Genomic DNA, 25899 nt, shown 5'->3' with positions numbered 1-25899 from the left:
GAGCAGGGCAAACGCATTTTATTTCCTACCTAATCCGACAATCATCTTCTCTTAAAGCGACATCCAATATCCAATCCAATGAATTCTCAATTTCCCAATGACTACGAACCGAATGAGCAAATTGTTGAGCATTTTCTTCAAGACTACTGATAAAATAACGAGTCTCAACTGTTGTTTTCCCATCCAATGAGCGGACAGACCGGAGGCGGAGCGTCTCCGGCTCCACTCTACCATCCCAACACTATTAAAATTTAACCAAACTGAATCTGGGTCAAGCCGAGGCGTAATTCTAGATAACATCACGTAGTGGCGGATTTCATGGCCGGAAAACGAGACGTAAGCCCCAAGAAGCGACATGGGGATAAGTTGGCGATTTTCTACCTGTATTTAGGGTTCAAAACACTCATCAAACCCAGCAAAAAGAAAATTCAACTCCATGTACAGTCAATCGGGGAAATCATAGCCAGCCACAAAACAGCGAAACAAGAGGCACTAATTGCCCACCTTAATCCTGTAATTGTGGGATGGAGCAATTACTACTCAACAGTAGTTAGCAAGGAAACGTTTAACACTTGCGATAGCCACCTGTACAGTCAATTGAAGTCATGGGCAGAACGTCGTCACCCAAACAAAAATTCCACATGGATTGCTGATAAATATTGGCAGACTGTGGGAGAAAGAAACTGGGCATTTGGTGCAAGTAATGGCGAAGAAATTCTCCTCCTAGCCGAACATAAGAAAACACCAATTGTTAGACACATAAAAGTGAAAGGCAATTATAGCCCCCTCAATGGAGATTGGGCATATTGGAGCGCCCGTAGAGGAACTCACCCTGAAACACCGACAAGAGTCGCCAGACTCATGAAGAAACAAAAGGGGATGTGTCCGCACTGTAATTTATATATTCGTTCTGAGGATTTGATTGAGGTTGACCACATTATCCCTCGCTCAAAAGGCGGAAAAGACATCTACAGCAACCTTCAATTACTCCACAGGCACTGTCATGACAACAAAACAGCAATGGATATCAAATCCTCCTTTGTTGGAAGTACCCATATCAAGGGTCAAAATACAGAGGAGCCGGATGACGCGAAAGTGTCACGTCCGGTTCTGAAGACGAGTGATTTCTGCGAAGGAATCGCTTAGTTTAACTTCATGCACGGTTTTGAAGACCAGCGAGTTTCGTGAGGGACTCGTTGAGTTTACTAGTGTCAAGACCATGCCCTATTTCTTCTGTTTTGTATGTGCTATGTTGAACCTCTTGAAAATCTGTGCTTATCCCTGACATAAATAGTTTTTCAACTTCATCATAGAAGATTACCTTGGTTTTTTTTAAGGTTTAGATGCGTTTGCCCTGGGGCGATCGCGGACAGTTGCAGATGAAAGTGCGATCGCGCCAAGTGTAAGAATTACGCTGCGATTAACTACTCTCTTTAAGCACCCCAATGACCAAAAAAAAGCACTTATGCTAATTTATATCAGTAATTTTACTAGTATAATAATTTGGATTTTCGTTTATTATCGTAGTTTTACTGTGTACATTGGCACTTACAATCCTTACTCTTAAGTAGGCATTTATAGAAATAGTTCACCAGTTGTTTAGCTCTGGGTAACACATACGTAAGTCTAAGAAAATTGGATTTCTATTCAAGGAATGCCAACGGCAATCGAGATGGATTTTTATCAAATCCTCAGCCCAGACGGCTAGAGTCAAAGTTTATTCAAAAAATTATTAAGTAGAGAAATTAAAACATGACAACAGCATATGTTCTCAGTAATAACACTCTAATCTCGTTTGATACTTGTAACCCCGATAACGTTAACGCTAGTATCCCTATTACTGGACTGGCGGCAGGCAGAATTTACTAGGTATTGACTTCCGTCCCCAAAACGGCAAACTCTACGGAATCGCTAGCGATGGTATAAGCAACGCCCAGCTTTATGCCATTAGTATCCAAACTGGGTTAGCTGTTGCTATCGGGACATTAGGGCAATTTGTTGATAGTATCGGCAACCCTCTTGCAATTACAGGTTCCGACTTTGGAATAGATTTCAATCCAACAGTCGATCGCCTCCGCATTGTTACCTCCAATGGACTAAACTTTCGCGTTAACCCCAATACTGGGGCGGCGATCGATGGTAACTCATCCATCATGGGACTGAATCCTGATAGTTCGATCAATGGTGGTACCACTACAGTCGATGCCACTGCCTATACAAACAGCACTCCCAACGTTACAACGACCACGCAATACACGCTGGATTCAGTCAATAATACACTATTCATTTAGAATCTACCCAATAATGGCACCCAGACATCGCCACTGGTAGTCACCCTTAATGGCACTCCTCTAGACTTTACTAGTGTCAATGGCTTTGATATTCCATCTGGTATCAATGTTTCAACATCAAATACTCCAGCAACTGGACAGGCATTTGCGGTTCTCACGGTCGGTAGTACAACCGGACTTTATGCGATCGAACTTTCTACAGGTGCTGCCACACTGATCGGAACGGTGGGTGCAGGCACAGATCCAGTTCAAGGGTTTGCACTCCAAAACGAAATAGCTCCTGGTGGCGTACCTCTGATTGGATTGACTGCCGATGGTACTCAACTCCTTCGGTTCAATAGTGCCAGTTCTGGAACAGTAACAACCGCCGCGATTACTGGTGTAACGGCAGGTGAGATATTAGTAGGCATTGACCTACGTCCAGCTACTGGGCAGTTATATGGACTGGGAATTAACGATACAAATAACACAGCCACTTTGTACCTGATTGACCCTCAAACTGGAACAAATGCAACAGCAACAATTGTCGGTGGATCAGCAGGGCAAATTGCCTTTGTTGACACTCAAGGCAACCCTGTGGATCTACCCCCTGCTAACAATGGTTTTGGCTTTGACTTTAATCCAACGGTTGATCGTATCCGTGTTGTCACAAATACTGGGTTGAATTTCCGCATCAATCCTACCACAGGTGTCGCAGTAGGTCTAAACACAGATGGTGCAATTAATGGACTTCCCATCGGTTCTACAGGAGTTTCTGCTACTGCCTATACCAACAGCTTCAATGGACTCACTGGAACCACTTTTACAACTCAATACACGCTAGACCCAACTAGCAACAGCCTGTTTATTCAAAACCCGCCTAACAATGGCACCCAAACAGTTCAATTGTCAGTTACCCTTAATGGTACTCCACTAGATTTTACTGAAGCTAGCGGTTTTGATATTCCGTCAAATGTACGAGTTCCTGCATCAAATGCAGCAGCTTCAGGACGGGGGATAGCAGCATTGAGTGTTGGAGGTCTGACTAATCTATATACAATTGAACTAAGTACAGGGGCTGCTACTCTGCTCGGTCCTATTGGTTTAGGTACAAGTTTAGCTGGTTTGACAGTCGCGGAATCTCCTACTGGCACAGTGGCGTTTGGCAAACCTACCTATACCGTTGCTGAAAATGGCACAACGATCGCGCTCGATTTAGTTCGTACAGGTGGTTCGAGTGGTGCTTTCACTGTAGATGTGGCTGCTACAGGTGGAACAGCAACCGCTGGTTCTGATTATAATGGCACACCTGTGACTGTAACTTTTGCTGATAGTCAGACTACTGCCACTGCCACCTTCAATATTACTGATGACAGCCTGGTTGAAGGCAATGAGACAGTTACACTGTCCTTAAAAAATCCGACAAATGGCGCTGTTTTAGCAGCACAAGACACTGCTATCTTTAACATTACTGACAATGATCTTGTTGGCACGATCGCGGCTAACTTTGCTGCTAACGGTAGCGCCATTATCTCTATTGCTAGCAACTTTCAAAGCCTTGTGCAGTTCTCGTTATCCAGCCGAAAGAATACCGTTGTCAACGAGATCGTTGCTTTCACGGTTGATGACGATTTAGGTACTATCAATGGCGTTGCCCCTAATGCAACAGGCTATTTGGAAGCTGCGATCGCTCGTTCCCGTACCATCTTCTCCACACTCAGTAACAATCCCAATGGCTTTGGCGGTGGACTATCAAGTATTTTAGATTTTGGGTCAAATGCACGCTTCTCCACTTTATTAATTCAAAACGGTAGCCTTGATGAATTGCGAACCGGAAAGATTTCTGATCAAAGCGTCTTTTTGAGTAGCCAGACTTCGGTACGTGTTTCTAATGCTACTGCCAGTAATTTCACCTTTGGCTTTGAAGATAGTCCTAACAGTGGTAACAATGACTTTAATGATATAGTGCTAGGGGTTAAGACGGTTAGCCAGAGTGCCTCAGCAGGATCAGCTTTGCAAGGGCAGAGTGAGGTGCTAGATTTGCGCTCTCTGACACGACAAGTCAGTACTTCATTTACCGTCAACCGTGAAGCAGCCTTCGGCAATTTTGTTGGGTTCTACCGCGTGGTAGACCAGAATGGTGGAATTGATACCAATGGCGATGGTACGGTAGACATTCTGCCGGGCAGGACAGGTTACGCTCAAGCCGCGGTAAATAGTCGCATAACAGGAATTGACTTAAGTGTAAAAAACCAACAAACAGCAACCCTGTCAGGACAGTTTGCAGGTGGCTCTATTTTTGCTCCTTTCTTAATTGCAAATGCTTCAGTGAACGAGGTTCTCAGTGGTCAAAAGTTGGATGAGGTATATTTTGCTTACCTTGGAGCAAATTCAGATCAAGCCGATCATATTCGCCTCTTAGGTAACAATACATTCGGCTTTGAGGATTTACGGGGTGGCGGAGATAAAGACTTCAACGATGTCATTGTGCGTGTCACTATCTAAGCCGATCAGGCCCTGAAGTAGGGAATGGGGGGGCTAAGGATTCTTCAGGCTAACAGCATTTTTGCGTTCACGCTCAATTTGCTTGACTAAATCGCCTGGGAGTTGGGATTTTTTAGTCAATGCTTTGTCAAAATTAGCGATCGCTTCTTGGAACAACTGCTGGCTTTTTTGTTTTTGCCCCAGTTCTTTCAGGATTTGGGCTTTGAGATAATAAATTTCTGGATTATCGGATGTGGTTTTGAGCGCCCGGTTGACATACTCTAGTGCCTGTGAATACCTTTTTAAATCGCGGTAAGCAAGAGCAATACCCCGATCCACTAGATACCCAGGAGCAGCATTTTGTTCTAACCCTGCAATTGCCTGATCTGGGCTAGCAAAAGGCAAATTAACCGCCAATAATAAATCCATATAACCCTTGATTAAATTCAGTTCTGGATCGTTGGCAGAAATTGCTTCGGCTTTGTCTAAATATTCATAAACTTGCCGCAACCGACTAAAGGCTTGCGGCACACCGTTGACTGTACCCTCACGGGTGATAACTACTGCACCCTCTAAAAAATGACCAACAGCTGTGTATAAATTACCACGCAGTGGATCGCTAGGAATCAGTTTTTGCCCAGTTTCTAGAGTTTTCTGACTGTAGGTGTCTAGTTTAGCCCAATCCTTATTTCCGTATGCTAAAGATGCCATCATGGCATAAGCTAGAGGTTCATTTGGCTCTTTGGATAGTGCTTGTTGCAGATAACGCTCTCCTGCTGGATAGTTGCCCTGTTGGAAAATCGCTTTAAAAGCAGCTTCTGTTTGGTCGCCAATTTGATGAGGTTCGCGATTGCGAAACGGATCACCAGCCAGGGAGGGATTTACCCACAAATTAAGTGCGATCGCAGCGCCAAAAGCAGTCTGAGCAAGGGTAGTAAGTCTAGCAGACACTACTAATCGAGGCGAAGAAAACCTTTTAGTCATTTTAACCCTCAGAATAATTGCGGTTGAAATAGTTGTATGTGTTACTTAGAATGCAAAAATAGTTAATTTTAACTTGCCTCTGCTTCAACCAAAATTTTCTTATATAAAAGTTGACTTTGGTAATTTTTCCATGTTCCCAGGCAAGTTAAAGCCATTGTTTAAGGGTAAGTCTGCCACAATGGAGAAAAATTGGATGATTCTTGCTGCTAAATTAAGGTGTTAATCCAGGTAATGCGCTATGAATTTTTCCAGAATTTTCCAGATGCTCTCAGTGTAGCTAATCAGTAATTTGCTGACTTTTTGGTAATCTTAACAAATGCTCTATCTCCGAAATGTAATTTATCACCCCACAGCCTGCCCAACAGCGATTCTCAAATCGATCAACTTGGAATTAGCACCCCAGCAGCTAGGTCTGATTATTGGCCCCAGTGGTTCAGGAAAAAGTACCTTACTAGAAATTTTGTCGGGACTAGCCGAACCCACTACCGGCGCACTCTTCTGGCGGGAACAAGAACTGATAGCCGAACAGCTACAACAATTGGCTGGGTTAGTATTTCAGTTTCCAGAGCGACACTTTTGTGGTGGTTCGATTTTAGAAGAATTGCGTTTAGGACATCCTGAGTTAGGGTCAGAGCGAGTCAGACAGGCGCTGACTGAGGTGGGATTAGAGCATTTATCGCTTTCCGCTGCTCCCCATGCTTTGAGTGGTGGTCAGCAACGACGTTTAGCTTTGGCGGTGCAATTGATTCGCCAGCCAAATTTACTGTTATTGGATGAACCCACAGCTGGGTTAGATTGGTCAATGCGTCGGCAACTGGTAAATTTATTAGCGAAACTGAAACAAGATTGGACGCTGTTAGTAGTGACACACGATGCTGGGGATCTGTTAGCGATCGCAGACCGTTGCTGGACACTCAACCACGGTGAACTAGAATCAGTAGACCCAAAGACACTAGAAGCCAAAGTTAAAGAACCTCTACCAGCAGTATGAAAGGGGGAGTGGGGAAGGTGGGGCCCCCTCTGGGGATAAGGGGTAATGGGGAGTGGGGAGTGGGGGAAGAAAGAATAACTAATGACTAACTTATTGCCTGAGATGGCAGAAATCTGGCAGCAAACTCTCAATTGGCAACCAACCGCCCAACAGCAGGCACAATTCCAGAGACTTTATGAGTTAATTCTAGAAGGTAATCGCCAACTAAATTTAACTCGGATCACTGACCCCCAAGAGTTTTGGGAAAAACATCTCTGGGATTCTCTGCGAGGAATTGCGCCACAGGGGCAATTTATCCCATCTCTTCAAAAAGCTGCATCTATGATTGATATTGGCACGGGTGCAGGCTTTCCGGGTGTTCCAGTGACAATTACTGCACCTAATTGCAAAATTACTCTGATGGATTCAACCCGGAAAAAAATTACTTTTATCGACAATATATTAACTGAACTTGCCCTGACCAATGCCAAAACTCTTGTTGGTAGGGCTGAAGAAATCGGTCAGCACCCCCAGCACCGACAAGCTTACGATATTGCCTTGATCCGCGCTGTTGGCACAGCTTCTGTTTGTGCAGAATATGCCCTACCATTACTCAAACAAAGTGGTTTAGCCATAATTTATCGTGGTAATTGGACAGAGGAAGAAACCACAGTTTTGCAAAATACTGTTAACCAGCTAGGTGGCGTAATTGAATTAATTGAAAAATTTACCACTCCTCTAAGTGATAGCATCCGTCATTGCCTTTATGTGCGTAAGGTAGCAAACACACCAGCTAATTTTCCCCGTGCTACAGGTTTACCTTCTCAAAAACCGCTTTGAGGAGGGAGTGCGAGAAAAAGGGCGTTGCTGAGTGAAAGAATGAATTGCCACTCTGCCAAAATTTTATTCTTTATGTTTTCTGTTGAGATAAATCCATTAAATTCGCTAGCTTATAAACTACCCGCGCCCCGACATTACCATCCCACTCCCCATCACCAACTTCGCAGATATCAAAGCCAATAATTTTTCTCCCACTATTGACCAATTCTCGCAACAGACAAAATGTTTGCTCTAATTCTAACCCACCGGGAACAGGAGTACCTGTATTCGGACAGAGTTTTGGATCTAGACCATCTGCATCAAAGCTAATGTAAACATACTCAGGTAAATGACTGATAATTTCTCGGCATAAATCAATCCAAGTTGTTCCAGAGTAAAGCTTTTGCTTAATAGCCGGGTCGTAATAAGCAATAATGCGATCGCTAGATTGGTCAATGATTTGCACTTCATCATGACTAATATCACGCAAACCCACTTGCACTAACTTAGAAATTTGCGGTATTTTCATCGCATTAAACATAATAGACGCATGGGAAAATTCAAATCCCTCATAGGCATCCCGTAAATCTGCGTGGGCATCAATGTGCAAAATGCCATAGTTTGGGTAGTTAGCCGCTAATGCTTGGAAATAACCTAAAGGCGAACTGTGATCTCCACCAATGACTGCAACTCGCTTACCATTGTTAATTGCTTGTTGACAATTTTCAAACAGCCATTGATTCACCTGTTCACCAGCCTGATTAATTTCTGTCAGCACAGGTGTTAAATCTGGTGTATCTGAGAGTTGTTTACCTTGGGCTAATCGCTGAATAATTTTTGCTGCCAAGGCGCGATAGTATGTATTCTTCTCTACAATCTCTTGGGGAATTTCCACCATGAAAATTCCCTGCTTCCAACCATTGGGGTTATCAAAATCGAACAAATCCAGTTGAGTCGAAGCATCGAGAATTCGCTGTGGCCCCTTAGCAGTGCCAGCACCATAGGAAACAGTTACTTCCCACGGCACACCAAAGACAATCAGGTTTGCAGAATCATAATCGCAGGGCAAACCTAAGAGATTGCCATTTATTTCACCTACGCCGCTAGGATTGTAGTCTTGTAGTTGATTACTCATCGATTATCTTCTGGATTTACGTGGATAGACAGCACGCCGCCTAGTGGACATCTGCATTCTAATCAAAATTTTTCACAGGCGGTAAACTACAGCGCCTCTATTATTTGGTCGAAATTGCGGCGATACAACTGTTGGGTGTATTTTTGCAACTCTTTGTCTGACGAGTAGGGCGATCGTTTTAATGTTGCCTGTTGGACATATGCCATCAATGGGCGACGAAGACACTCATATTTCTCAAAGGCTTTGGCTATAGCTTGCGGATCATCCCAGTTATTCTCCTCAGCAATTTTAGCGATGAGTGTTGTAACTACTAGTGCATCTTCAAATCCTTGATTAGCTCCTTGACCCATGAAGGGAGGCATTCCATGTGCGGCATCGCCAACTAATACGATTCGCCCTACACTCCAGGCTGGTGGAATTTTGGCAGGTTCAGCTTCAGTATTGAGGCCAGTTGAGTTAGAAACTTGTAGAGAATCAGAAATGGTAGCGTGGTGAATATAGTATGGACGCTGCTGCATCTTGGCAGGAGGAGATATACGTACTAATTGCTTGAGCGCATCAGGAAAGCCGGCTTTCTCAAACTCCTGTAAAGCTAAATCAATTAAAGAACTTTCAGACTTTCCTTGCAACGAATCTAAAGGCAAAGCAAGATGTATTATGTATCCTAGTTCACCAGTTGGTCTGTGAAATAAAATTATCCTAATGTTATTTAGACAAACAGAATCTCCCGATATTTCATCATTAGTGATTGTTACAATTGTTGAGTCTTGAAAAAAATCTTCTTCTAATTTCGTCAACAGTTCCTTTGCTATCTCAGTTATTTCTATACAAAATATAGCTGCAAACCCAGAGTATTCAGGTCGGGCAAAATCATGGTATTGAGTATCTGTGTAAAGCAGCCTCCGAACTGTAGAATTAATCCCGTCTGCTGCAACAATTAGTTTAGCTCTAATCGATTTTGTTGCTAATTCTTGGGAGGCAACATCTGAGTTTAGGGGCTGCGTTTCATTATCTTTCTGCCCATCTGTCCAATAGGCATAGGCGTTGGCTTCTATTCGTGTGTCAGCTACACAATCTATGCGGACACAACCTTTTTCCGGCTCATTTACAACATTAATACAACGGTGATTAGCTTTAACTCGGTCTTGGGGAAGTAGTTGTCTAAGGGTTGTCTGCAAATTGTACCAAGAAATTGACACTCGACCCTCGCCATAATCTTTAAACCAGTCATCGAAACTAAGCGACATTGATCGAATTGTCTGCCCCTGTAAATCTTTAAAAACCCATTGGGGTGAAGTCTTTGGAGCTTGTTGCTCTTGAGTAAGTTCAATAGTTTTCTGCCCATTAGACTGCTTGGGATTCAATAAAGCAAGTCCAGTTTTTTTGACTTCTTCGTAAGCGTTAGGATCTAAATGTTTGAGAGCTTGTAATCCATTGGGGAGAAGATCCACTATTTGTCCAATTTGACGAAAGGCGCGAGTTTGATCGACGACAAGCACATTTTCAATGCCACGTTTACGTAAGCCAATGGCAGTTGCTAACCCAATAGGCCCACCGCCAACCACTACAACATCGTAGATTTCCTGAGAAGTAGAAGAGGAGATAACAGATGCAGCTAAGGTATCAGCTTTAGTTGATGCGTTTGTATGTGTATGAGGACTTGATTTAGTTTCTGGCATATTTATACACAGGAATCTTAGATAAAAGCTGGGCAATGTGGAAAGCTATGGCCATCAAGTTATATAGGAACACACAATGATATTAAAATCAAATACAAAAAGTTAGATATTTTTAGGACTTACGCACCAGAAAACGAACTGACCAAAGAATTGATTAACTACCGCGACTCACTTAAAGCCAACGTCACCAAACAAGGCGAAAAGCTACTAAATGGTAAACACATCCAAGGCAAGCTGATGAGTAAGGTTGTAAACCTGCTGTTCCAGGAATTGTGTAAAATAATTCCCGTAGCCTGATGCTACAAACCCTTCATGCAAATGAGGGGTTTTCAAATCTGATAAACTTTCAATTACCCTGAAGTGGAAAAATTAACTGCAACGAATTAACGATGACAGACGCTAAAAACGTAATCGATGGAAACCTAGAGGTTTGCTGTACTTCTCCCATGACTGGGTTTTACCGCGACGGTTTTTGTCGCACAGGTGGTCAGGATTTCGGGTCGCACGTTGTATGTGCCCAAGTGACATCAGAATTCCTGGAGTTCACCAAATCGCGGGGGAACGACCTCAGCACACCTGTTCCTGATTTTAACTTTCCTGGACTCAATCCTGGCGATCGCTGGTGTTTGTGTGCTTCTCGCTGGCAAGAAGCTCTCGATGCTGGCGTTGCTTGTCCCGTCATTCTCTCTGCAACCCATGCTAGAGCTTTGGAAGTGGTTTCCTTAGACGAACTGAAAAAATATGCCCTAACTTCGTCTTAATTGGGCATTGGGCATTGGGCATTGGGCATTGGGCATTAGTATATTCCCTCGCAATCCGAACTCCTGTACAGACGCGATTAATCGCGTCTCTTCCCAATTCCAAATCAACTTACTGGAACTTCCAGAGGCAGTTTTAATACATTGGCAACCATAGCAATCAATTTAGTGGGGTCAATTGGCTTAGATAAATGCTGCTGAAACCCTGCTCTTAGGGTTTCTAAGCGGTCTTCCTCTCGCGTGTATGCTGTTAAAGCGATCGCTGGGATACCTCCGCCTTTTTCTGGTTCTAAAGAGCGCAGTTTCCGAATCAGTGTATAACCATCTTGCTCTGACATGCCGATGTCGCTAATCAGGATATCTGGTTTTGCTTGTTCAACTACTGCTAGCGCTTCATCAACTGATGCTACCGCAGTGGCGATCGCTCCATATTCCTCAAACATAAAACTGAGAAAGTTACGGGTATCTGCTTCATCATCTACAACTAAAACTCTTAATCCAGTTAGAGGCATCGATGCCACAAGGGAGGAAGTTTCTTCTCTATTCTCCCTGCTAACCCTATTGTCTTGTAGCAGTGGTAGTCTCACAGTAAAGGTTGCTCCTTCTCCAGTGCCTAAACTTTCGGCAAAAATTGTACCCTTGTGCAGTTCCACTAGATGACGGACGATCGCTAGTCCTAGTCCTAGTCCATTGTGCGATCGCGTTGTGGTGCTGTCTGCTTGCCGGAAACGCTCAAATACTTTGGGTAAAAACTCGGAACTAATACCAATGCCCGTATCGATAACTTGAATTTGGGCGTATTTGTGAGTTGTTTGTTGTCCTTCACCACAGACTACTGACAGATTCACTTCTACCCTGCCACCCTTAGGGGTAAACTTAATGGCATTAGTTAGTAGGTTCCAAACAACTTGCTGTAACCGGGCTGGATCGCCATAAACTGACCCTACCGAAGTATCCAGGACAGTATTTAACTTAATATCTTTTGGCTCTGCTAGGGGACGCACTGCTTCTAAGGCTGCCTCCATCACCGAGATCAGATTCACCGCAGATACATTTAACCGCAGCTGACCACGGATAATCCGGGATACATCTAAGATATCCTCAATTAGTTGCATTTGGGATGTAGCGTTGCGTTCGATCGCCTCCAAGGCGCGGGAAGTGGCTTTTTCATCAAGTTTCTTAGAGCGGAGGATTTTTGACCAGCCCAACATCGAGGTTAGGGGTGTGCGGAGTTCATGGGAGAGAACGGCGAGAAACTCATCTTTCATCCGATTTGCTGCTTCTGCTTCCTGTCTTGCCGTCTGTTCTCGAATTACTTGAGCGCGAACTTCTTCTGCTTGTTTGCGTTCAGTAATATCTTCAAGAGTGCCTACATACCCCAGCAATTCTCCTTGACCGGAAAGCATTGGTGATGAGCGAACCTGAACCCAACGGATGCTACCGTGAGTAGTTTTAAAGCGAAATTCTTCAGAGTAGTCGCTACCTTCACGAATGTAGTCAGACCAACTGATAACTGCTCGTTCTCTATCTTCTGAATGAACAGATTCTAGCCATCTTTTTTCTAAACTTTCTGCCGCTTTCAAATCACAAATGGCCTGATAGCGGGGATTAGTATATCTACAGCCTCCTTCAGTATCAATTTCAAAAATGCCAACGGGTGAACAGGTACTTAGCGATCGCAATCGTTCTTCACTTTGCCTGAGTTCGGCATTCACAGCTACCAGCTGCGCTGCTTGTTGCTTGACGGCTTCTGTTTTCTTAAATAGTTCTACGAATACTGTGACTTTAGAAGTCAAGATATTCGGGTTTAATGGTTTGAGCAGATAATCAACTGCACCTAAGGCATACCCTTTAAACAGCATTTGGTCGCTGGTGCTAAAGGCGGTGAGAAAGATAATTGGAGTATGACGCGATCGCCCCCGATTGCGAATCAAGGTAGCAGTTTCAAAGCCATCCATCCCAGGCATTTGCACATCCAGCAAAATTACCGCGAAGTCTTGATGCAGCAGACATCTCAAAGCTTCTTCCCCAGAAGTAGCTCTCACGAGATTCTCCCCTAGTTTTTCTAGGATTGCCTCTAGTGCCAGCAAATTTTCTAGCTTATCATCTACTAGGAGGATGTTTACTTTGGGTTCCATCTGCATGGGTTTATTTCCGTGATGAGTGACAAAGCTTGACCATTTGGGAAGCAATGTTTGAGAGTGTCAAAATCCAGTCTACTGCAACAGCAGAGATTGCTGCCTCTGGCATAACGTCGCTCTCAGCTGTGGCAGGTTCCTGTACAATAGTCAGTCCTCCCCGTGCTTTTATTTTCTTAAGACCTTGCATACCATCTTGATTTGCTCCTGTCAATATTACACCAATAACTTGCTCACCATAGACATCGGCCGCTGATTCAAATAGTACATCAATAGATGGTCTGGCATAGGAAACAGGCTGATCAGTCGAAAGAGCAAAGTGATCTAGTTCAACCAGCAAGTGATAATCTGCTGGAGCTATATATATATGTCCTGCTAATATTTCGTCTTTGTCTTCTACTTCTCGAATTTTCAACAAAGCGGATTCTTGTAATAACTCCTGGAGTGTGTTATTTGACTCCTTGTGACGGTGTTGCACGATCGCGATCGGTACGAGGAAATCTGCTGGTAAGTTCCCCAGGATAATTTTTAATGCTGATAATCCGCCCAAAGAAGTACCAATTACCACAATTTTAAACGACACTTGTTTAGCCCTCACACCTGTAGAATGTGGGTTTCAATTTTCGAGGATGTTTTAAAAGTATTGGGCGAATATAATAGAGCCTCCGGCACGCTGACGCGAACGCTACTACACGAACTTTCGTCTTCCTCCGTGGACTAAGAGAAAATCAAGAGTTTTTAACCCACGCCGGTGGGTTTTGCCTATATAGCCAAGCCAGTGCGGTCTTAGGGGTTTCCACGCCACTTGCTTTATGCCGGGGAACCCGTCCACCGCAGTGGCTCCCCATGAGCAACTGGTGTGCGATTTATAATCGCTAGGCTAGAGAGTTTCCAAACATCTTCTTGGTGTAACTTGATGGCTCTTGACATTCTCCGCACCTTACTTCGTAGAAGGTGGGGATTCTAAAGATCGCTCTTTAGGTTTCCTCTTTCCACGAGTTGATTTGCTTGAAGGAGTTTCCCCACCATTGATCAGTCTCTCCAGAGGCGTTAGTTCCGACGTGACCCGCCGTACTCAATCCTTTTTCTAATATGTTACGCGCCGCGTTCCAGTCCCGATTTTGGGTATGTCCACAATCAACGAAAGTGTCCACGGGGATACTCCCCGTGGCGCATTTCGGACAAATATGAGTTCTAGTACTAAGAGTTTTCTTAACGACTTGACCACAATTAGAGCAGTTTTGACTTGTGTAATCAGGTGGCACAGCAACCGTAACCACGCCAAACACCTTACCAAAATACTCAACCCATTCACGAAACAATGACCAAGACACGTCACTGATTGATTTAGCCAAGCGATGATTCTTGACCATGTTACGCACCATCAAATCCTCGTATGCCACGAGGTCGTTAGACCTCACCACGCACCTTGCTGTCTTAATAGCAAAGTCTTTATGCTGGCGACTTACTTTGAGGTGCTTGCGTGCAAGTTTATTTCTAAACTTAATTCTGTTCTGAGAACCTTTTTTGGTTTTGGACAAACGACCTTGTAACCGCTTCAAAGACTTCTCACTCTTACGAAGATGTCTTGGATTTGCCACCGTCTCCCCGTTACTATCGGTATAGAACTGGTTCAACCCAACATCAATACCAATAGTCTTACCAGTCGGTTCTCGCTTTTCTAGTCGTTCTTGATCAATGCAGAACTGGGCATAATACCCATCAGCGCGACGCACAATCCGCACTCTTTTAAACTGTTTAAGTTGATAGAAATGCAAGTCACGGGTTCCCCAGAGTTTGAAGGTTCCTGCCTTGAATCCATCGGTGAAAGTGATATACCTACGGTCGTCAGAAAGTCGCCACCCACAAGTTTTGTACTCAACAGAACCATGTGTTTGACTACGCTTGAACTTTGGAAACCCTGTCTTGGAAAATCGCTCAACTTGGGGAAACCCCAAGACCGCGTTTTCCGCTTTTTTCCCTGGCAAAGATTTCTTACAGTTATCAAAAAATCGAGCAATGGCAGACCACGCTCTTTCAGCACTGGCTTGTCTTGCCATCGAGTTGAGCTTCGATACCCAAGGAAATTCAGCACTCTTGGCAAGTACAGCACAAAATTTATTCAGGTCATAGCGTCCAATATCCTTGTTATCCATCCAGTATCTCAGGCAACTGTTACGCACAAAACGAGCAGTTCTAATCGCTTCGTCAAGCAACCGATACTGCTCACTTTGCCTGTCAAGTTTTGCCTCAAATACTATCATTTATGTCAGTTTTTTTTACATAAATAGTATACCATGATTGTTAAAAACTTAGCTACTATACAGACTTCATTTCGCTGACGCTCAATATGAGTCTATATAGTGCTAAGTTTTTAACCGCTTTACATCCACGAACTACGAGACGTTGAGGCAGGGGTATTACAGCGATTCGATAAAATCCTTTCAGCATTCTCCAGTTTCCCCACAGCTACTAACTTACAGCGTTTTTCAGGTAAATGAGGTACACAGGTAGGGGCACAAGAATGTTGTGCCCTTACAATAATCTGTACAGAGGCGCTTGTTGCAATCTGCTGTATCTTGATTCGCTTCTATACCAACCACTGAATGAAGATTATATAATTTTGTCCCTTGGATTACAAATAAATATTTTATCATTGTGAGCTGCTTTACAAATAAATATTATATTTAGGCTTTTTAAAATTTTAATTAATGCCAGAATCGATACATTGTGAAAATATTTTTTTGCTAAATAATTAACTTTTAAAATTTTAATCATTATTGTTTTGACAATTCATAAAAATTTACTTAAACTAAAAGATAGGTTAGGGAAATCAACAAACGACAGCAATTTTTTTAGCTCCATCAAGAATTGCTGTTGCAGACTATTGGCATGAGGAAATTAATCTCAATCAAAATTATTCACTGTAGGCAAGCTCACTTGATTTAGCTGCAAAAAGCTAAGACATGATTAAGCGTATTGCACCGCGCACATATTGAACATATTTCGGTCAATTATAGATGGATACTTGTGGTGATATTAGTGAGTATCCATCAATCATTGAAGTTTAACTAGCGATTCTAGATTTTCGATTTTGGATTAGGGTCTTCTGGTTTATATCTCGTCAGAGACGGAATAAATCTAAAATCCAAAATTGGCAATCCAAAATTGATTGACCAAAGTGCGGTAGATATGTCCAGGAGAAGACAATGCTTGAGTATTTGACATCTTTGAACGACCACAATTTACCTTATCCAGATACGATTCACCCCATCGTTGTCCACTTCGTAATTGCGATGGTATTGTTTTCGTTTTTCTGCGATGTAGTTGGCTATTTTACTGGTAAAGCCAGTCTTTTTGAGGTGAGTTGGTGGAATATGTTAGTTGCCACGATCGCTATTTTCGTCGCAATCATTTTTGGTCAGCTTGAAGCGGGTTTAGCACAACCTTACAGCCTCGCTAAATCGGTGCTAAATTTGCATACGCTGATTGGTTGGTCACTTTCGGGAATCATCACGGCGATTACAGCTTGGCGCTATGTAATTCGTGCCCGCAACCCGCAAAAAGTACCAATTTATTATTTGGGAGCCGGACTAGTTTTAACCCTGATACTTGGCTTGCAGGTATATCTCGGAGATGAACTTGTTTGGGTATATGGATTGCATACCGTGCCAGTTGTGGAAGCAGTAAAGGATGGTCTGTTGCGATGAACTCAGAATTGATTGACCAATTGACCGGCTCTCTAGGCGCAAACGGATTACCTTACACCATTCCCGTTCATCCCAACTTAGTCCATCTGACAATAGGTTTGTTCATCATTGGGATGACCTTTGATATCGTTGGTGTTCTGTTCCCCTTTGAAAAATGGGTCTTTAAATATTTGGCAATTACCGTGGAACGTGACAACTTATTTGATGTTGGCTGGTACAACATGCTAGCTGCCAGCATCATCACATTTTTCACGGTGGCAGCAGGCTTTTACGAAATGCTGTTAGCAACACCACCAGCTGATATGAAAAGTGCCTGGGGATTGCAGGCAATGGAAACTATGCTTTGGCATGGTGTAGGTGGTGTGTTCTTATTAGCGCTGATTGTTAGCATGACCATCTGGAGAGCATGGCAACGCTTTGTTTGGGGCAAACAAGAATATAAACAGACAGATAGAGAAGTGCAATGGATCTATCTATTTGCAGGCATAGCAATCATGTTCATTATGTACGTCCACGGCACACTAGGGGCGCAAATGGCAACCGAATTTGGCATACACAATACAGCAGATAATTTGCTGCGATCGGGCCAAAACCTCAACACAACACTCAAATAAGTCAATTGTCCTTTGACTAATGACCAATGACCAATGACCAATGACAAATGACAAATGACAAATGACCATGAAAATCCAGAAGATTTTAAATATTTTGACGCTGCTTACAGGCGCGATCGCAGTGACTATTAGCAGTCTCTGGATCGGCAAGCAGGTTTACTCCTGGCTTCCTCCCCAAGCAGCAGCCGAATCCCTACTAATTGATGATTTGATTAGCTTCTTAGTAACCCTGGGTGCCTTCATCTTCTTGGGAGTAACAAGTACTCTGATGTATTCTGTGATCTTCCATCGGGCAGTCAAAGATGACTTCACCGACGGACCCCCAATTGAAGGGAATATCACCTTAGAAGTTGTCTGGACAGCAATCCCAATTCTGTTAGTGTTTTGGATTGCGGGCTACAGCTACCAAGTTTACGAACAAATGGGGATTCAAGGCCCATCGGAATTAGTTCACTTGCATAATCCATTGGCAATGCAATCGGCTTATGCAGCACCAGAAAAAGCTTTAGCAGAACCCGTTGAAAAAATCGACGTCCTAGCTAAACAATGGGCGTGGGTTTTTCATTACCCAGAGAGAGATGTCACTAGTACCGAATTGCATTTACCGAGCGATCGCCGGGTGCGTTTAGCACTAAAATCACAGGACGTTTTGCACGGCTTTTATATACCTGCATTTCGCCTCAAGCAGGATATAATTCCCAACCATGCGATCGACTTTGAATTTACTCCTATCCGCCCCGGACAATACCGATTGACCGATTCCCAATATAGCGGCACATACTTCGCGACGATGCAGGCAAATGTAGTCGTCGAATCTCCTGAAGATTATCAGCAGTGGCTAGCCCAAGCTGCAACCCAAAAGCCATCCCTAGCAAATAATCAGGCAGCTTCTGAGTATGCCCAAACATCGAATCAATCAATCCAAACTGGTTGGGTAACAGTTCCACCTGCTGCACCTCCTCTAGTCAATTCTCCTGGTTGAAAGGAAAGTAACCGATGACTAATATTCCTATTGAAGGCATTTTCCCCAGTGAGAAGCCTAACCACGAATCTCCAGGTAACTGGAAAGAATACTTCAGCTTTAGTACTGACCATAAGGTTATTGGTATTCAGTATCTCGTTACCTCATTCTTCTTCTTTCTTGTCGGCGGTATCTTTGCGATGGTGATGCGGGGAGAACTGCTAACACCCGAATCAGATTTAGTCGATCGCACCGTCTACAACGGGATGTTCACCATGCACGGCACCGTGATGCTGTTTTTGTGGACATTTCCCTCACTGGTTGGTTTTGCTAATTATCTAGTGCCATTAATGATTGGGGCGCGAGATATGGCATTTCCCCGCCTGAATGCCGTTGCCTTTTGGATGGTGCCAGTAGTCGGAATTCTGATGATGGGTAGCTTCTTTGTGCCTGGTGGCCCAGCCCAAGCCGGTTGGTGGTCTTACCCGCCAGTTAGTCTCCAAAATCCCACAGGTAACTTAATAAATGGTCAAGTTATCTGGCTCTTAGCGGTGGCAATATCCGGCGTATCCTCAATTATGGGGGCAGTGAACTTTGTCACCACAATCGTGAAGATGCGGGCCCCAGGAATGGGCTTCTTTCGGATGCCCTTGTTTGTCTGGGCAGTATTTAGCGCCCAAATCATCCAACTATTCGGACTACCTGCATTGACAGCAGGTGCAGTGATGCTGTTACTCGACCTCACAGTTGGCACCGCCTTTTTTGACCCTAGCAAGGGCGGGAATCCAGTTATGTTCCAGCATTACTTCTGGTTCTACTCCCACCCCGCCGTTTACGTGATTATTTTGCCTATCTTCGGCATTTTCTCAGAAATCTTCCCAGTTTATTCACGTAAACCTCTATTTGGTTACAAAGTAGTTGCCGTTTCATCCATTTTAATTGCGATCGTCAGTGGCATGGTTTGGGTACACCACATGTACGTCAGTGGTACTCCGGGCTGGATGCGGTTGATTTTCATGCTGACGACGATGTTTGTATCTGTCCCCACGGGAATTAAAGTATTTGCTTGGGTAGCAACTATTTGGGGCGGTAAACTGCGGCTAAATACCCCCATGCTATTCGCCTTGGGTGGATTAATCATGTTTGTCTTCGCTGGCATCACAGGCATCATGCTTTCCTCCGTCCCGGTTGATGTCCACGTTAACAATACCTACTTTGTGGTGGGACACTTCCACTACGTCCTCTACGGCACTGTAACGATGGGCTTATTTGCTGCCATCTACCACTGGTTCCCCAAGATGACTGGGCGGATGTACTCCGAAAGCTGGGGTAAAATCCACTTCTGGTTAGCTTTCATCGGCACCAACCTCAACTTTTTGCCCATGCACCCCTTAGGATTGCAAGGAATGTTACGTCGAGTTGCTTCCTACGCTCCAGAGTATCAATTCTGGAATATCATCGCTAGCCTCGGCGGATTTCTTTTAGGAATGTCCACCTTGCCCTTCATATTCAACATGGTGATTTCTTGGATGCAAGGTGAGAAAGCACCTGCTAATCCTTGGCGGGCAATTGGACTAGAGTGGTTAGTTTCTTCACCGCCCCCAGTAGAAAACTTTGAAGAAATTCCCATCATCATCTCCGAACCCTACGGCTACGGCAAATCAGAACCCTTGACAGCCAACTTCTCAGAATAACGCAAAACATCGGGAAGACGCACAAAGCCTCCGCGTACCTCTGCGCTTCCCTCCGCGACGGCAGTCGCTACAACGGGGGGAACCCCCGCAACGCGCTGCCTCTCCTTTGCGTTTCAAATTCCCCTCAAGCTAAAAGCAAAATGGACAGTTATATCAACTCACATGAATTGCACCAGCCAAGCGCAGAACATAGCCACGACGAAGAAGGCAACAAAATGTTTGGCTTCATTGTCTTCCTACTGTCCGAAAGCGTTATCTTTTTAAGTTTTTTCGCCGGATATGCCATCTACAAAACAACAACTCCTAACTGGCTACCAGCTGGTGTTTCTGGACTAGAAGTAAAAGATCCGGCAATCAACACAGTCATTCTTGTCGCTAGTAGCTTTGTGATTTACTTAGCCGAACGCGCCCTGCAACGCCATGACTTAGTGAAATTTCGCCTGTTTGTCTTGGGAACAATGGCGATGGGAACTTACTTTTTGGTTGGACAGGCGATTGAATGGAACGGCCTCGCCTTTGGCTTCACCTCAGGGGTATTTGGTAGTACATTCTATCTACTAACAGGTTTTCACGGTTTGCACGTTTTCACAGGTATTCTATTGCAGTTAATAATTTTGGTACGTTCTTTCATACCTGGGAACTACGATACAGGTCACTTCGGTGTCAATGCAACTTCGTTGTTCTGGCACTTCGTCGATGTTATCTGGATTATTTTGTTTATCCTCATCTACGTTTGGCAGTAAAGATTAGACTTCTTATGAGAATACAGTCTAATCATATTTAGAATCGCAGATGCACACAGATCATTCATCGGTGTGCATCTGTGTTTATCTGTGGTTTCATGATTATAAATTCGTGGACGATTGAGGGTTTAAGTTTAAACGCAGAGGGGCGCAAAGTATAGCGCAGAGAAACGCAAAGTTTGTTTGAGTCCATTCGCTACGAACTTAGGCAAATCTGTAAATAATACTATAATTTGTGCATTTTTGTTAAGCATTTCCATAAATAAATTATCTTTTATTTATATTTTGTGATATTTGTCTTTTAATTTTTTCTAAACCCGTAATATTACTTAAGTCTATTTGCTTGATCAATCAAATAACTGCAAAGTAAAAATATCCAGTTATTAGTCAAACTCCACCTGATGCTGAGAGAAACCAAAAATGGCGAGAACCAGAAACGATTGATCGATTTAACTTTCCAAGTTGGGTACACTTGAAGGGTGGCGAATACTTCTTTGCTCCTAGCATTAGTTTTCTCAAAAATCTGACTTCAATCGAATAAGGCAGTAATTCTCATTATTGGTATTGAGTTAATTTAGGCCGCTCTGGTGAAAGGGCGGCTTCATAATTTTGTGAAATATGTAAGTCCTGTGATATCCCTGTTTCGTAGGCGTAGCCAGCCGCAGGCATAGTTGCTGAGTCTATCGATTGGAGGATGAATTTATACTCAAAGCCTCAGTAATGTAAGTGGAGGGTACAAACAGGCTGACTTCGAGTACGCTTCGTGTATGCCCAAGACATCGTTATAAACTTCCTTTAAAAGACACCATCATGGAACGCATTGCGTATTTAGGACTAGGTATCATGGGCAGTGGCATGGCAACCAACTTGCTCAAAGCGGGCTACGATGTCACAGTTTGGAACCGTAACCCAGAATCCTATAAACCTCTGATTGAACAAGGTGCAACACAAGCACAAACACCAGCACAATCTGTGGAAAATGCTGAAGTGATTATCTACTCGTTAGCGGATGATCAGGCGGTTGAAGATGTTGTTTTTGGACAAGATGGTATCTTATCGAAAGTGCGAGCGGGACAAATTGCGATCGATACGAGTACAGTTCATCCCGACACATCCCGAAAAGAAGCCGCAGCTTATGCCGAAAAGCATGTCGAATTTCTGGATGCTCCCGTTTTCGGCAGTAAAAACGAATCTGCATCTGGAGGATTGTGGTTTGTAGTCGGTGGTAAACGAGACGTATTTGAGCGAGTCAAACCGATTTTGTCACCGTTAAGCGAAACCATACATTACCTGGGTAACACTGGCAAAGGAGCTGCGATGAAACTCGTCGGTAACTCAATTGTGGCAACCCAAATCGAAGCGTTAGGGGAAGCAATGATTCTGGCAACTAAAGCCGGACTGAATCCGAAAGACGTTCTTGATGTATTGCACGTAGTAGATTTTCGCTCTCCGCTTTTTGATGGCATAGGTAAGATGCTGGTGAATCGCGATTTTACGCCGAGTTTTGCCTTAAAACATATGCTTAAAGATGCGAATTTAATCGCTCGATTTGCCCAAGATTTGAATTCTCCAACGCCTGCTGCTGCAATGGTGCGAGAAACACTTAAGGTGGCAGTTAATCAAGGATGGGGGGAAGAAAATGCGTCGGCTCTAATCAAAGCTTTGGAGTTAGAAGCTGGAGTAACTGTTGAATCATAACTCCAAAGGAAACTGACTGTCTTCTCTTCTCTAGGAGAGGCTACGACGCCTTGCCTCTCCTAGATAAAGAGTTCCTGGTAAACTCTTTTGATACTTCATCTGTCACAATCGTTTTAAACTCGCTTTATCCATTTTCACGATGCAGTCTACTTTTTTATCAAACTAAATAACTCGTGTTGGGTACGATCGCAAAGAAGGCATACTCATACCAAGCAGTCCAGATGAAACTGCGAATCCATCGCTGACGCTTTTCGGGACTCAATTCATATTCAAACGCCCCACGAGATACATCAATGGAAGATAGATGAGAGTTGCAGCCGCAGCCGTGTTGATAAGTAAAACCGTATTTCGAAGCAATACTTTGCACCTTCATCTGGATAGCAAACACCTTACCTGCATGGAGTATGGCATCCCAAGCGCGTTTGTGTTCAATATCGCGCTGATCAAATCGTAAGGCGCGTTCTTCAAAAACATGATCGCGGTAAATTGGTGCTAAATGCACATGATAGAAGCTGGCAGGTAGTTCATAACCAAACTCATTAAACAAATCTATACCAATGCGAGCCACTTTTACTTCGTCAGCATACTCTGTCCCTTTTGACTCCACATCATGGAGAATTTCTGCAAAATTCGGATAGCTGTGTTTGAGAAAGTCTTGCCCAAAAAAATCAAGAGTTTCCCATGCCAGTTGTGTAAATAGCTGGGAGAATGATGGTATCAAGTGAGCTAGTTGGGGGCGATCGCTAAACAAGTCAACATCACCATGCTCTAATTTGTATAGGAACAACTGTGCCATCTCAACATAGCTTTGGGGATGGGAAAGTCCGACACTCCTGGTTCCTCTAGCAATGTCTTGCCATGTAGAAGGTAGTTGAGAAACGTGAACCGCATTTTCTCCAGCAATGACTGCAACAGGAGGACATTCGAGAAGTTGCATCGACAATCTCCTTTAAGACTTTAATCTGTAATTTACCTTAAGCGATCGCTGTATCTATCTTCTGAACACAATTAAAAATGTTTGACGGACTGTCTTTTGACAAAATCGCAACTTTATCTCCCGTCTCCTGAGTAAGGAGAGGGGTTGGGGGTGAGGTTTTGAGATGTACTTCACTCTTATTGGGAAAAGCTATATTCGCCAGGGCTAGTAATAAATTAGACTTTTAAAACCTTCTCTAAGCACTAGCTATTTTCTTATATATTTTCTCACCCTTGACTATCTCCTCATAGTACTGCTCATAAGATGTAAACCTGATGGATTCTTGTTTTCCTAAACCCAAGATTCCAAAGGTGCAAAGGCTATTATAAAACAGTTCATGAACCCGCTTTTGAAGTACCTGATTGAAATATATAAGGACGTTACGACAAAGGATGACATTAAACTCATTAAAAGAACTGTCAGTTGCTAAATTATGCTGCGCGAAAACAACATTTTCTCTGAGAGATGCTCGAAAAATCGCGTTATCATAAGCTGCTGTATAATATTCTGAGAAAGACTTCTTGCCGCCTGCTTTCAGATAAAGGTGAGTATATTCCTGCATCAGTTTCAGGGAGAAAATACCACTTTTGGCATTTTGTAATACCTTCTCGTTCGTATCAGTGGCATATATGCGGCAACGGTGGTAAAGTCCTTCTTCTTGCAGTAAAATTGCCATTGAGTAAACTTCTTCACCGGTAGAGCATCCAGCGTGCCAAATGCGAATAAACGGATAGGTTTGCAAGAAGGGGATAACTTGATTTCTGAAGGTATTATAAAAGCTGGGATCACGAAACATTGATGTTACATTCACCGTCAGAGCAAGCAAAAATCGTTCCAAATAGGCACGGTTGTGGAGTAACCGCTCTTGCAGTGCAGAAACATTTGCTAACCCCTCTAAGTTGATGAAGCTCTGAATGCGGCGCTTGAGTGAGGAAAGAGCATAATCACGAAAATCATAACCGTAGTACTGATACAGTCCTTCCAAAAGCAGATGTATTTCGATGTCCTCCAAGGTCGGTTTGGCCAAGTTCATAATAATTCGTAATTCGTAATTCGTAATTCGTAATGACGCTCTCTACGAGAGGCTCTTGCTAGCTTACTTCCCCGGAGGGGTACGCGGACTCGCTTTCTCGTGTAGCTAACGTAATTTATAATTATTACCCTAGGTATGAATGAGCTTTTTGGAATAATGATGCTGGACTTTGGGTAATTTCTATCAATCAATTTAGTTGCTCTTTAACATCAATTAAGAATTAGAAATTATAATTACAGCAGATTGCAACAAGCGCCTCTGTACAGATTATTGTAAGAACACAACATTTTTGTTACCCTACCTGTGTACCTCATTTACCTGAAAAACGCTGTATTTGCTCATACAAGAATCCTAGATAGGTGATCAAGAAAAAATAATGATAATAACAGGCGTATTTCTACGCTTAAGTAAACTACGCGCAGCAAATGCACCAGAAGAAAACAAATAGAGAAGACGTTTACAAACAATTTAGGATTGCTGTAAAATCTAAACATATTTTACGCCTAAAATAGCTTGCTGAATCAATTAAATTTAATCACGGTGCTACTTATAGGTTTGAGTTTAACCAAGTGGCTGTTACTACTAAAATAGCGATCGCTGTTATTGAAATCCCAGCTAGCCATCTAACCTGTGAGCGGAGATTTTTAATCTCTTGGCTCATATTTTCTCTCTGTGGTATGGAATATGGTTCCAGTTGTACAACTTCGATAGCTACTTGTTGGGGTGTATTTTGGGGATTTTTAAAAGAAACCTGCGTGTATATCCAATTAGTAATCAGTTGGGGACAGTTCTTTTTAAACCAATTTAAAGCCAAGGTTCTAAAAACTGGTTTGGAAATTCTAGCAATTAATTTCATCACCCTATTTAAGGGTTTCAAGCGAAGCTTTTGATTGATTAGATTGACTGAACCAACATCATAAAGACAATCCAGAATTAGTTTCACAGTGGCTTCTTCACTGTTAATCAAGTTTTGCAGTAAAAGCAGAACATCATGCATCCGCTCTGCTTCCATATACTTTTCTGCCAAGTTTTCTGGAGGATTTACTGAAGGACTTGCGGTTGTATTTAGGGTGTTTTGTCTTACTATCGTCATATTGGTAACATAGCATCCATAATAATGTAAGTATACCTATCTACCGAGAGAAAGATTTTTTATCTAGAGAGAGAACCTAAAAGCCAACATTTGCTTGTGAGGCACATCACTATATCGTCTCTAGAAAAAAGCTATTTGTC

General features: G+C 43.2%; 20 protein-coding genes and 3 pseudogenes. 13 read left to right on the top strand and 10 right to left on the bottom strand.

The genetic code is table 11. From position 1 onward, the window contains the following. Positions 1-28: 28 nt before the first annotated feature. Positions 29-318: pseudogene (locus V7K36_RS00365) on the bottom strand (ISAs1 family transposase); the annotation flags it as partial. Between V7K36_RS00365 and V7K36_RS00360 the strand changes: the two are divergent. The 3 genes and pseudogenes from V7K36_RS00360 to V7K36_RS00350 all read left to right on the top strand — a co-directional run bounded on the left by V7K36_RS00360 (position 319) and on the right by V7K36_RS00350 (position 4775). Further along, entirely contained in the window at positions 319-1146 is an 828-nt protein-coding gene (locus V7K36_RS00360) for a group II intron maturase-specific domain-containing protein (protein WP_335112237.1), read from the top strand. Between the two features lie 725 nt (positions 1147-1871). Next, a pseudogene (locus V7K36_RS33895) lies at positions 1872-2492 on the top strand (DUF4394 domain-containing protein); the annotation flags it as partial. A 24-nt stretch (positions 2493-2516) separates the two neighbouring features. Beyond that, a complete protein-coding gene (locus tag V7K36_RS00350; protein WP_335112233.1) occupies positions 2517-4775 on the top strand; it encodes a DUF4394 domain-containing protein in 2259 nt (752 codons plus the stop codon). Between the two features lie 33 nt (positions 4776-4808). Here V7K36_RS00350 and V7K36_RS00345 read toward each other — a convergent pair whose 3' ends face one another. Next, positions 4809-5738, bottom strand: coding sequence for a Sll0314/Alr1548 family TPR repeat-containing protein (locus V7K36_RS00345; protein WP_335112231.1), 930 nt, complete (start codon positions 5736-5738; stop codon positions 4809-4811). A gap of 316 nt (positions 5739-6054) precedes the next feature. Here V7K36_RS00345 and V7K36_RS00340 point away from each other — a divergent pair, with 316 nt between their 5' ends. Together V7K36_RS00340 and rsmG are read left to right on the top strand one after the other, a co-directional pair. Next, positions 6055-6729, top strand: coding sequence for an ABC transporter ATP-binding protein (locus tag V7K36_RS00340; protein ID WP_334824898.1), 675 nt, complete (start codon positions 6055-6057; stop codon positions 6727-6729). Positions 6730-6810: 81 nt separating this feature from the next. Further along, positions 6811-7548: a 16S rRNA (guanine(527)-N(7))-methyltransferase RsmG gene (gene rsmG, locus V7K36_RS00335; RefSeq protein ID WP_335112229.1), complete on the top strand. Its 738-nt coding sequence runs from the start codon at positions 6811-6813 to the stop codon at positions 7546-7548. A gap of 70 nt (positions 7549-7618) precedes the next feature. On the opposite strand, the gene speB is transcribed toward rsmG, so the two are convergent. After that, positions 7619-8662 carry an agmatinase SpeB gene (speB, locus tag V7K36_RS00330; RefSeq protein WP_335112227.1) on the bottom strand — a complete coding sequence of 348 codons (1044 nt, stop codon included), beginning with the start codon at positions 8660-8662 and terminating at the stop codon, positions 7619-7621. An 86-nt stretch (positions 8663-8748) separates the two neighbouring features. Further along, on the bottom strand, positions 8749-10341 hold the full coding sequence (locus tag V7K36_RS00325) for an FAD-dependent oxidoreductase (protein ID WP_335112225.1): 1593 nt from the start codon (positions 10339-10341) through the stop codon (positions 8749-8751). Between the two features lie 150 nt (positions 10342-10491). Here V7K36_RS00325 and V7K36_RS00320 point away from each other — a divergent pair, with 150 nt between their 5' ends. Both V7K36_RS00320 and V7K36_RS00315 read left to right on the top strand, forming a co-directional pair. Beyond that, positions 10492-10638 (top strand): hypothetical protein, encoded by a 147-nt coding sequence (locus V7K36_RS00320; RefSeq protein WP_335112223.1) that lies wholly within the window; start codon positions 10492-10494, stop codon positions 10636-10638. 92 nt (positions 10639-10730) lie between these two features. Continuing rightward, on the top strand, positions 10731-11102 hold the full coding sequence (locus V7K36_RS00315) for a DUF2237 family protein (RefSeq protein WP_335112221.1): 372 nt from the start codon (positions 10731-10733) through the stop codon (positions 11100-11102). A 104-nt stretch (positions 11103-11206) separates the two neighbouring features. Here the strand turns inward: V7K36_RS00315 and V7K36_RS00310 are convergent, their stop codons facing one another. The 3 genes and pseudogenes from V7K36_RS00310 to V7K36_RS00300 all read right to left on the bottom strand — a co-directional run bounded on the left by V7K36_RS00310 (position 11207) and on the right by V7K36_RS00300 (position 15501). Beyond that, positions 11207-13243 carry a hybrid sensor histidine kinase/response regulator gene (locus tag V7K36_RS00310; protein WP_335112219.1) on the bottom strand — a complete coding sequence of 679 codons (2037 nt, stop codon included), beginning with the start codon at positions 13241-13243 and terminating at the stop codon, positions 11207-11209. A 4-nt stretch (positions 13244-13247) separates the two neighbouring features. Further along, entirely contained in the window at positions 13248-13820 is a 573-nt protein-coding gene (locus V7K36_RS00305; RefSeq protein ID WP_335112217.1) for a chemotaxis protein CheB, read from the bottom strand. Positions 13821-14177: 357 nt separating this feature from the next. Beyond that, positions 14178-15501, bottom strand: a pseudogene (locus V7K36_RS00300) (RNA-guided endonuclease InsQ/TnpB family protein). 945 nt (positions 15502-16446) lie between these two features. Here V7K36_RS00300 and V7K36_RS00295 point away from each other — a divergent pair. The 6 genes from V7K36_RS00295 (at position 16447) to V7K36_RS00270 (ending at position 22657) form a co-directional block, all read left to right on the top strand. Then, complete coding sequence (locus V7K36_RS00295) at positions 16447-16947, top strand: DUF2231 domain-containing protein (RefSeq protein ID WP_335112215.1); 501 nt, start codon at positions 16447-16449, stop codon at positions 16945-16947. Then, positions 16944-17561, top strand: a complete 618-nt coding sequence (locus tag V7K36_RS00290; protein ID WP_335112213.1) for a DUF2231 domain-containing protein — start codon at positions 16944-16946, stop codon at positions 17559-17561. Before V7K36_RS00295 ends, V7K36_RS00290 begins: the two co-directional genes overlap by 4 nt. Positions 17562-17628: 67 nt before the next feature. Next, a complete protein-coding gene (locus V7K36_RS00285; protein WP_335112264.1) occupies positions 17629-18543 on the top strand; it encodes a cytochrome c oxidase subunit II in 915 nt (304 codons plus the stop codon). Between the two features lie 14 nt (positions 18544-18557). Continuing rightward, positions 18558-20216 carry a cytochrome c oxidase subunit I gene (gene ctaD / locus V7K36_RS00280; protein ID WP_335112211.1) on the top strand — a complete coding sequence of 553 codons (1659 nt, stop codon included), beginning with the start codon at positions 18558-18560 and terminating at the stop codon, positions 20214-20216. A gap of 140 nt (positions 20217-20356) precedes the next feature. Then, a complete protein-coding gene (locus V7K36_RS00275; protein ID WP_335112209.1) occupies positions 20357-20959 on the top strand; it encodes a cytochrome c oxidase subunit 3 in 603 nt (200 codons plus the stop codon). A gap of 810 nt (positions 20960-21769) precedes the next feature. Further along, entirely contained in the window at positions 21770-22657 is an 888-nt protein-coding gene (locus V7K36_RS00270) for an NAD(P)-dependent oxidoreductase (protein WP_335112207.1), read from the top strand. 157 nt (positions 22658-22814) lie between these two features. On the opposite strand, the gene V7K36_RS00265 is transcribed toward V7K36_RS00270, so the two are convergent. The 3 genes from V7K36_RS00265 to V7K36_RS00255 all read right to left on the bottom strand — a co-directional run bounded on the left by V7K36_RS00265 (position 22815) and on the right by V7K36_RS00255 (position 25759). Next, positions 22815-23594, bottom strand: coding sequence for a hypothetical protein (locus V7K36_RS00265; RefSeq protein ID WP_335112205.1), 780 nt, complete (start codon positions 23592-23594; stop codon positions 22815-22817). Positions 23595-23829: 235 nt separating this feature from the next. After that, positions 23830-24666, bottom strand: coding sequence for a CheR family methyltransferase (locus tag V7K36_RS00260; protein WP_335112203.1), 837 nt, complete (start codon positions 24664-24666; stop codon positions 23830-23832). Positions 24667-25213: 547 nt separating this feature from the next. Continuing rightward, the gene (locus V7K36_RS00255) at positions 25214-25759 is read right to left on the bottom strand and encodes a hypothetical protein (protein ID WP_335112201.1); all 546 of its coding nucleotides are present in this window, start codon (positions 25757-25759) and stop codon (positions 25214-25216) included. Between the last annotated feature and the right edge of the window lie 140 nt (positions 25760-25899).

The organism is Nostoc sp., assembly GCF_036919555.1.
Taxonomy (GTDB): domain Bacteria; phylum Cyanobacteriota; class Cyanobacteriia; order Cyanobacteriales; family Nostocaceae; genus Nostoc.
The sequence above is the reverse complement of the archived record's forward strand: the minus strand, read 5'-3'. Positions and strand labels throughout refer to the sequence as shown.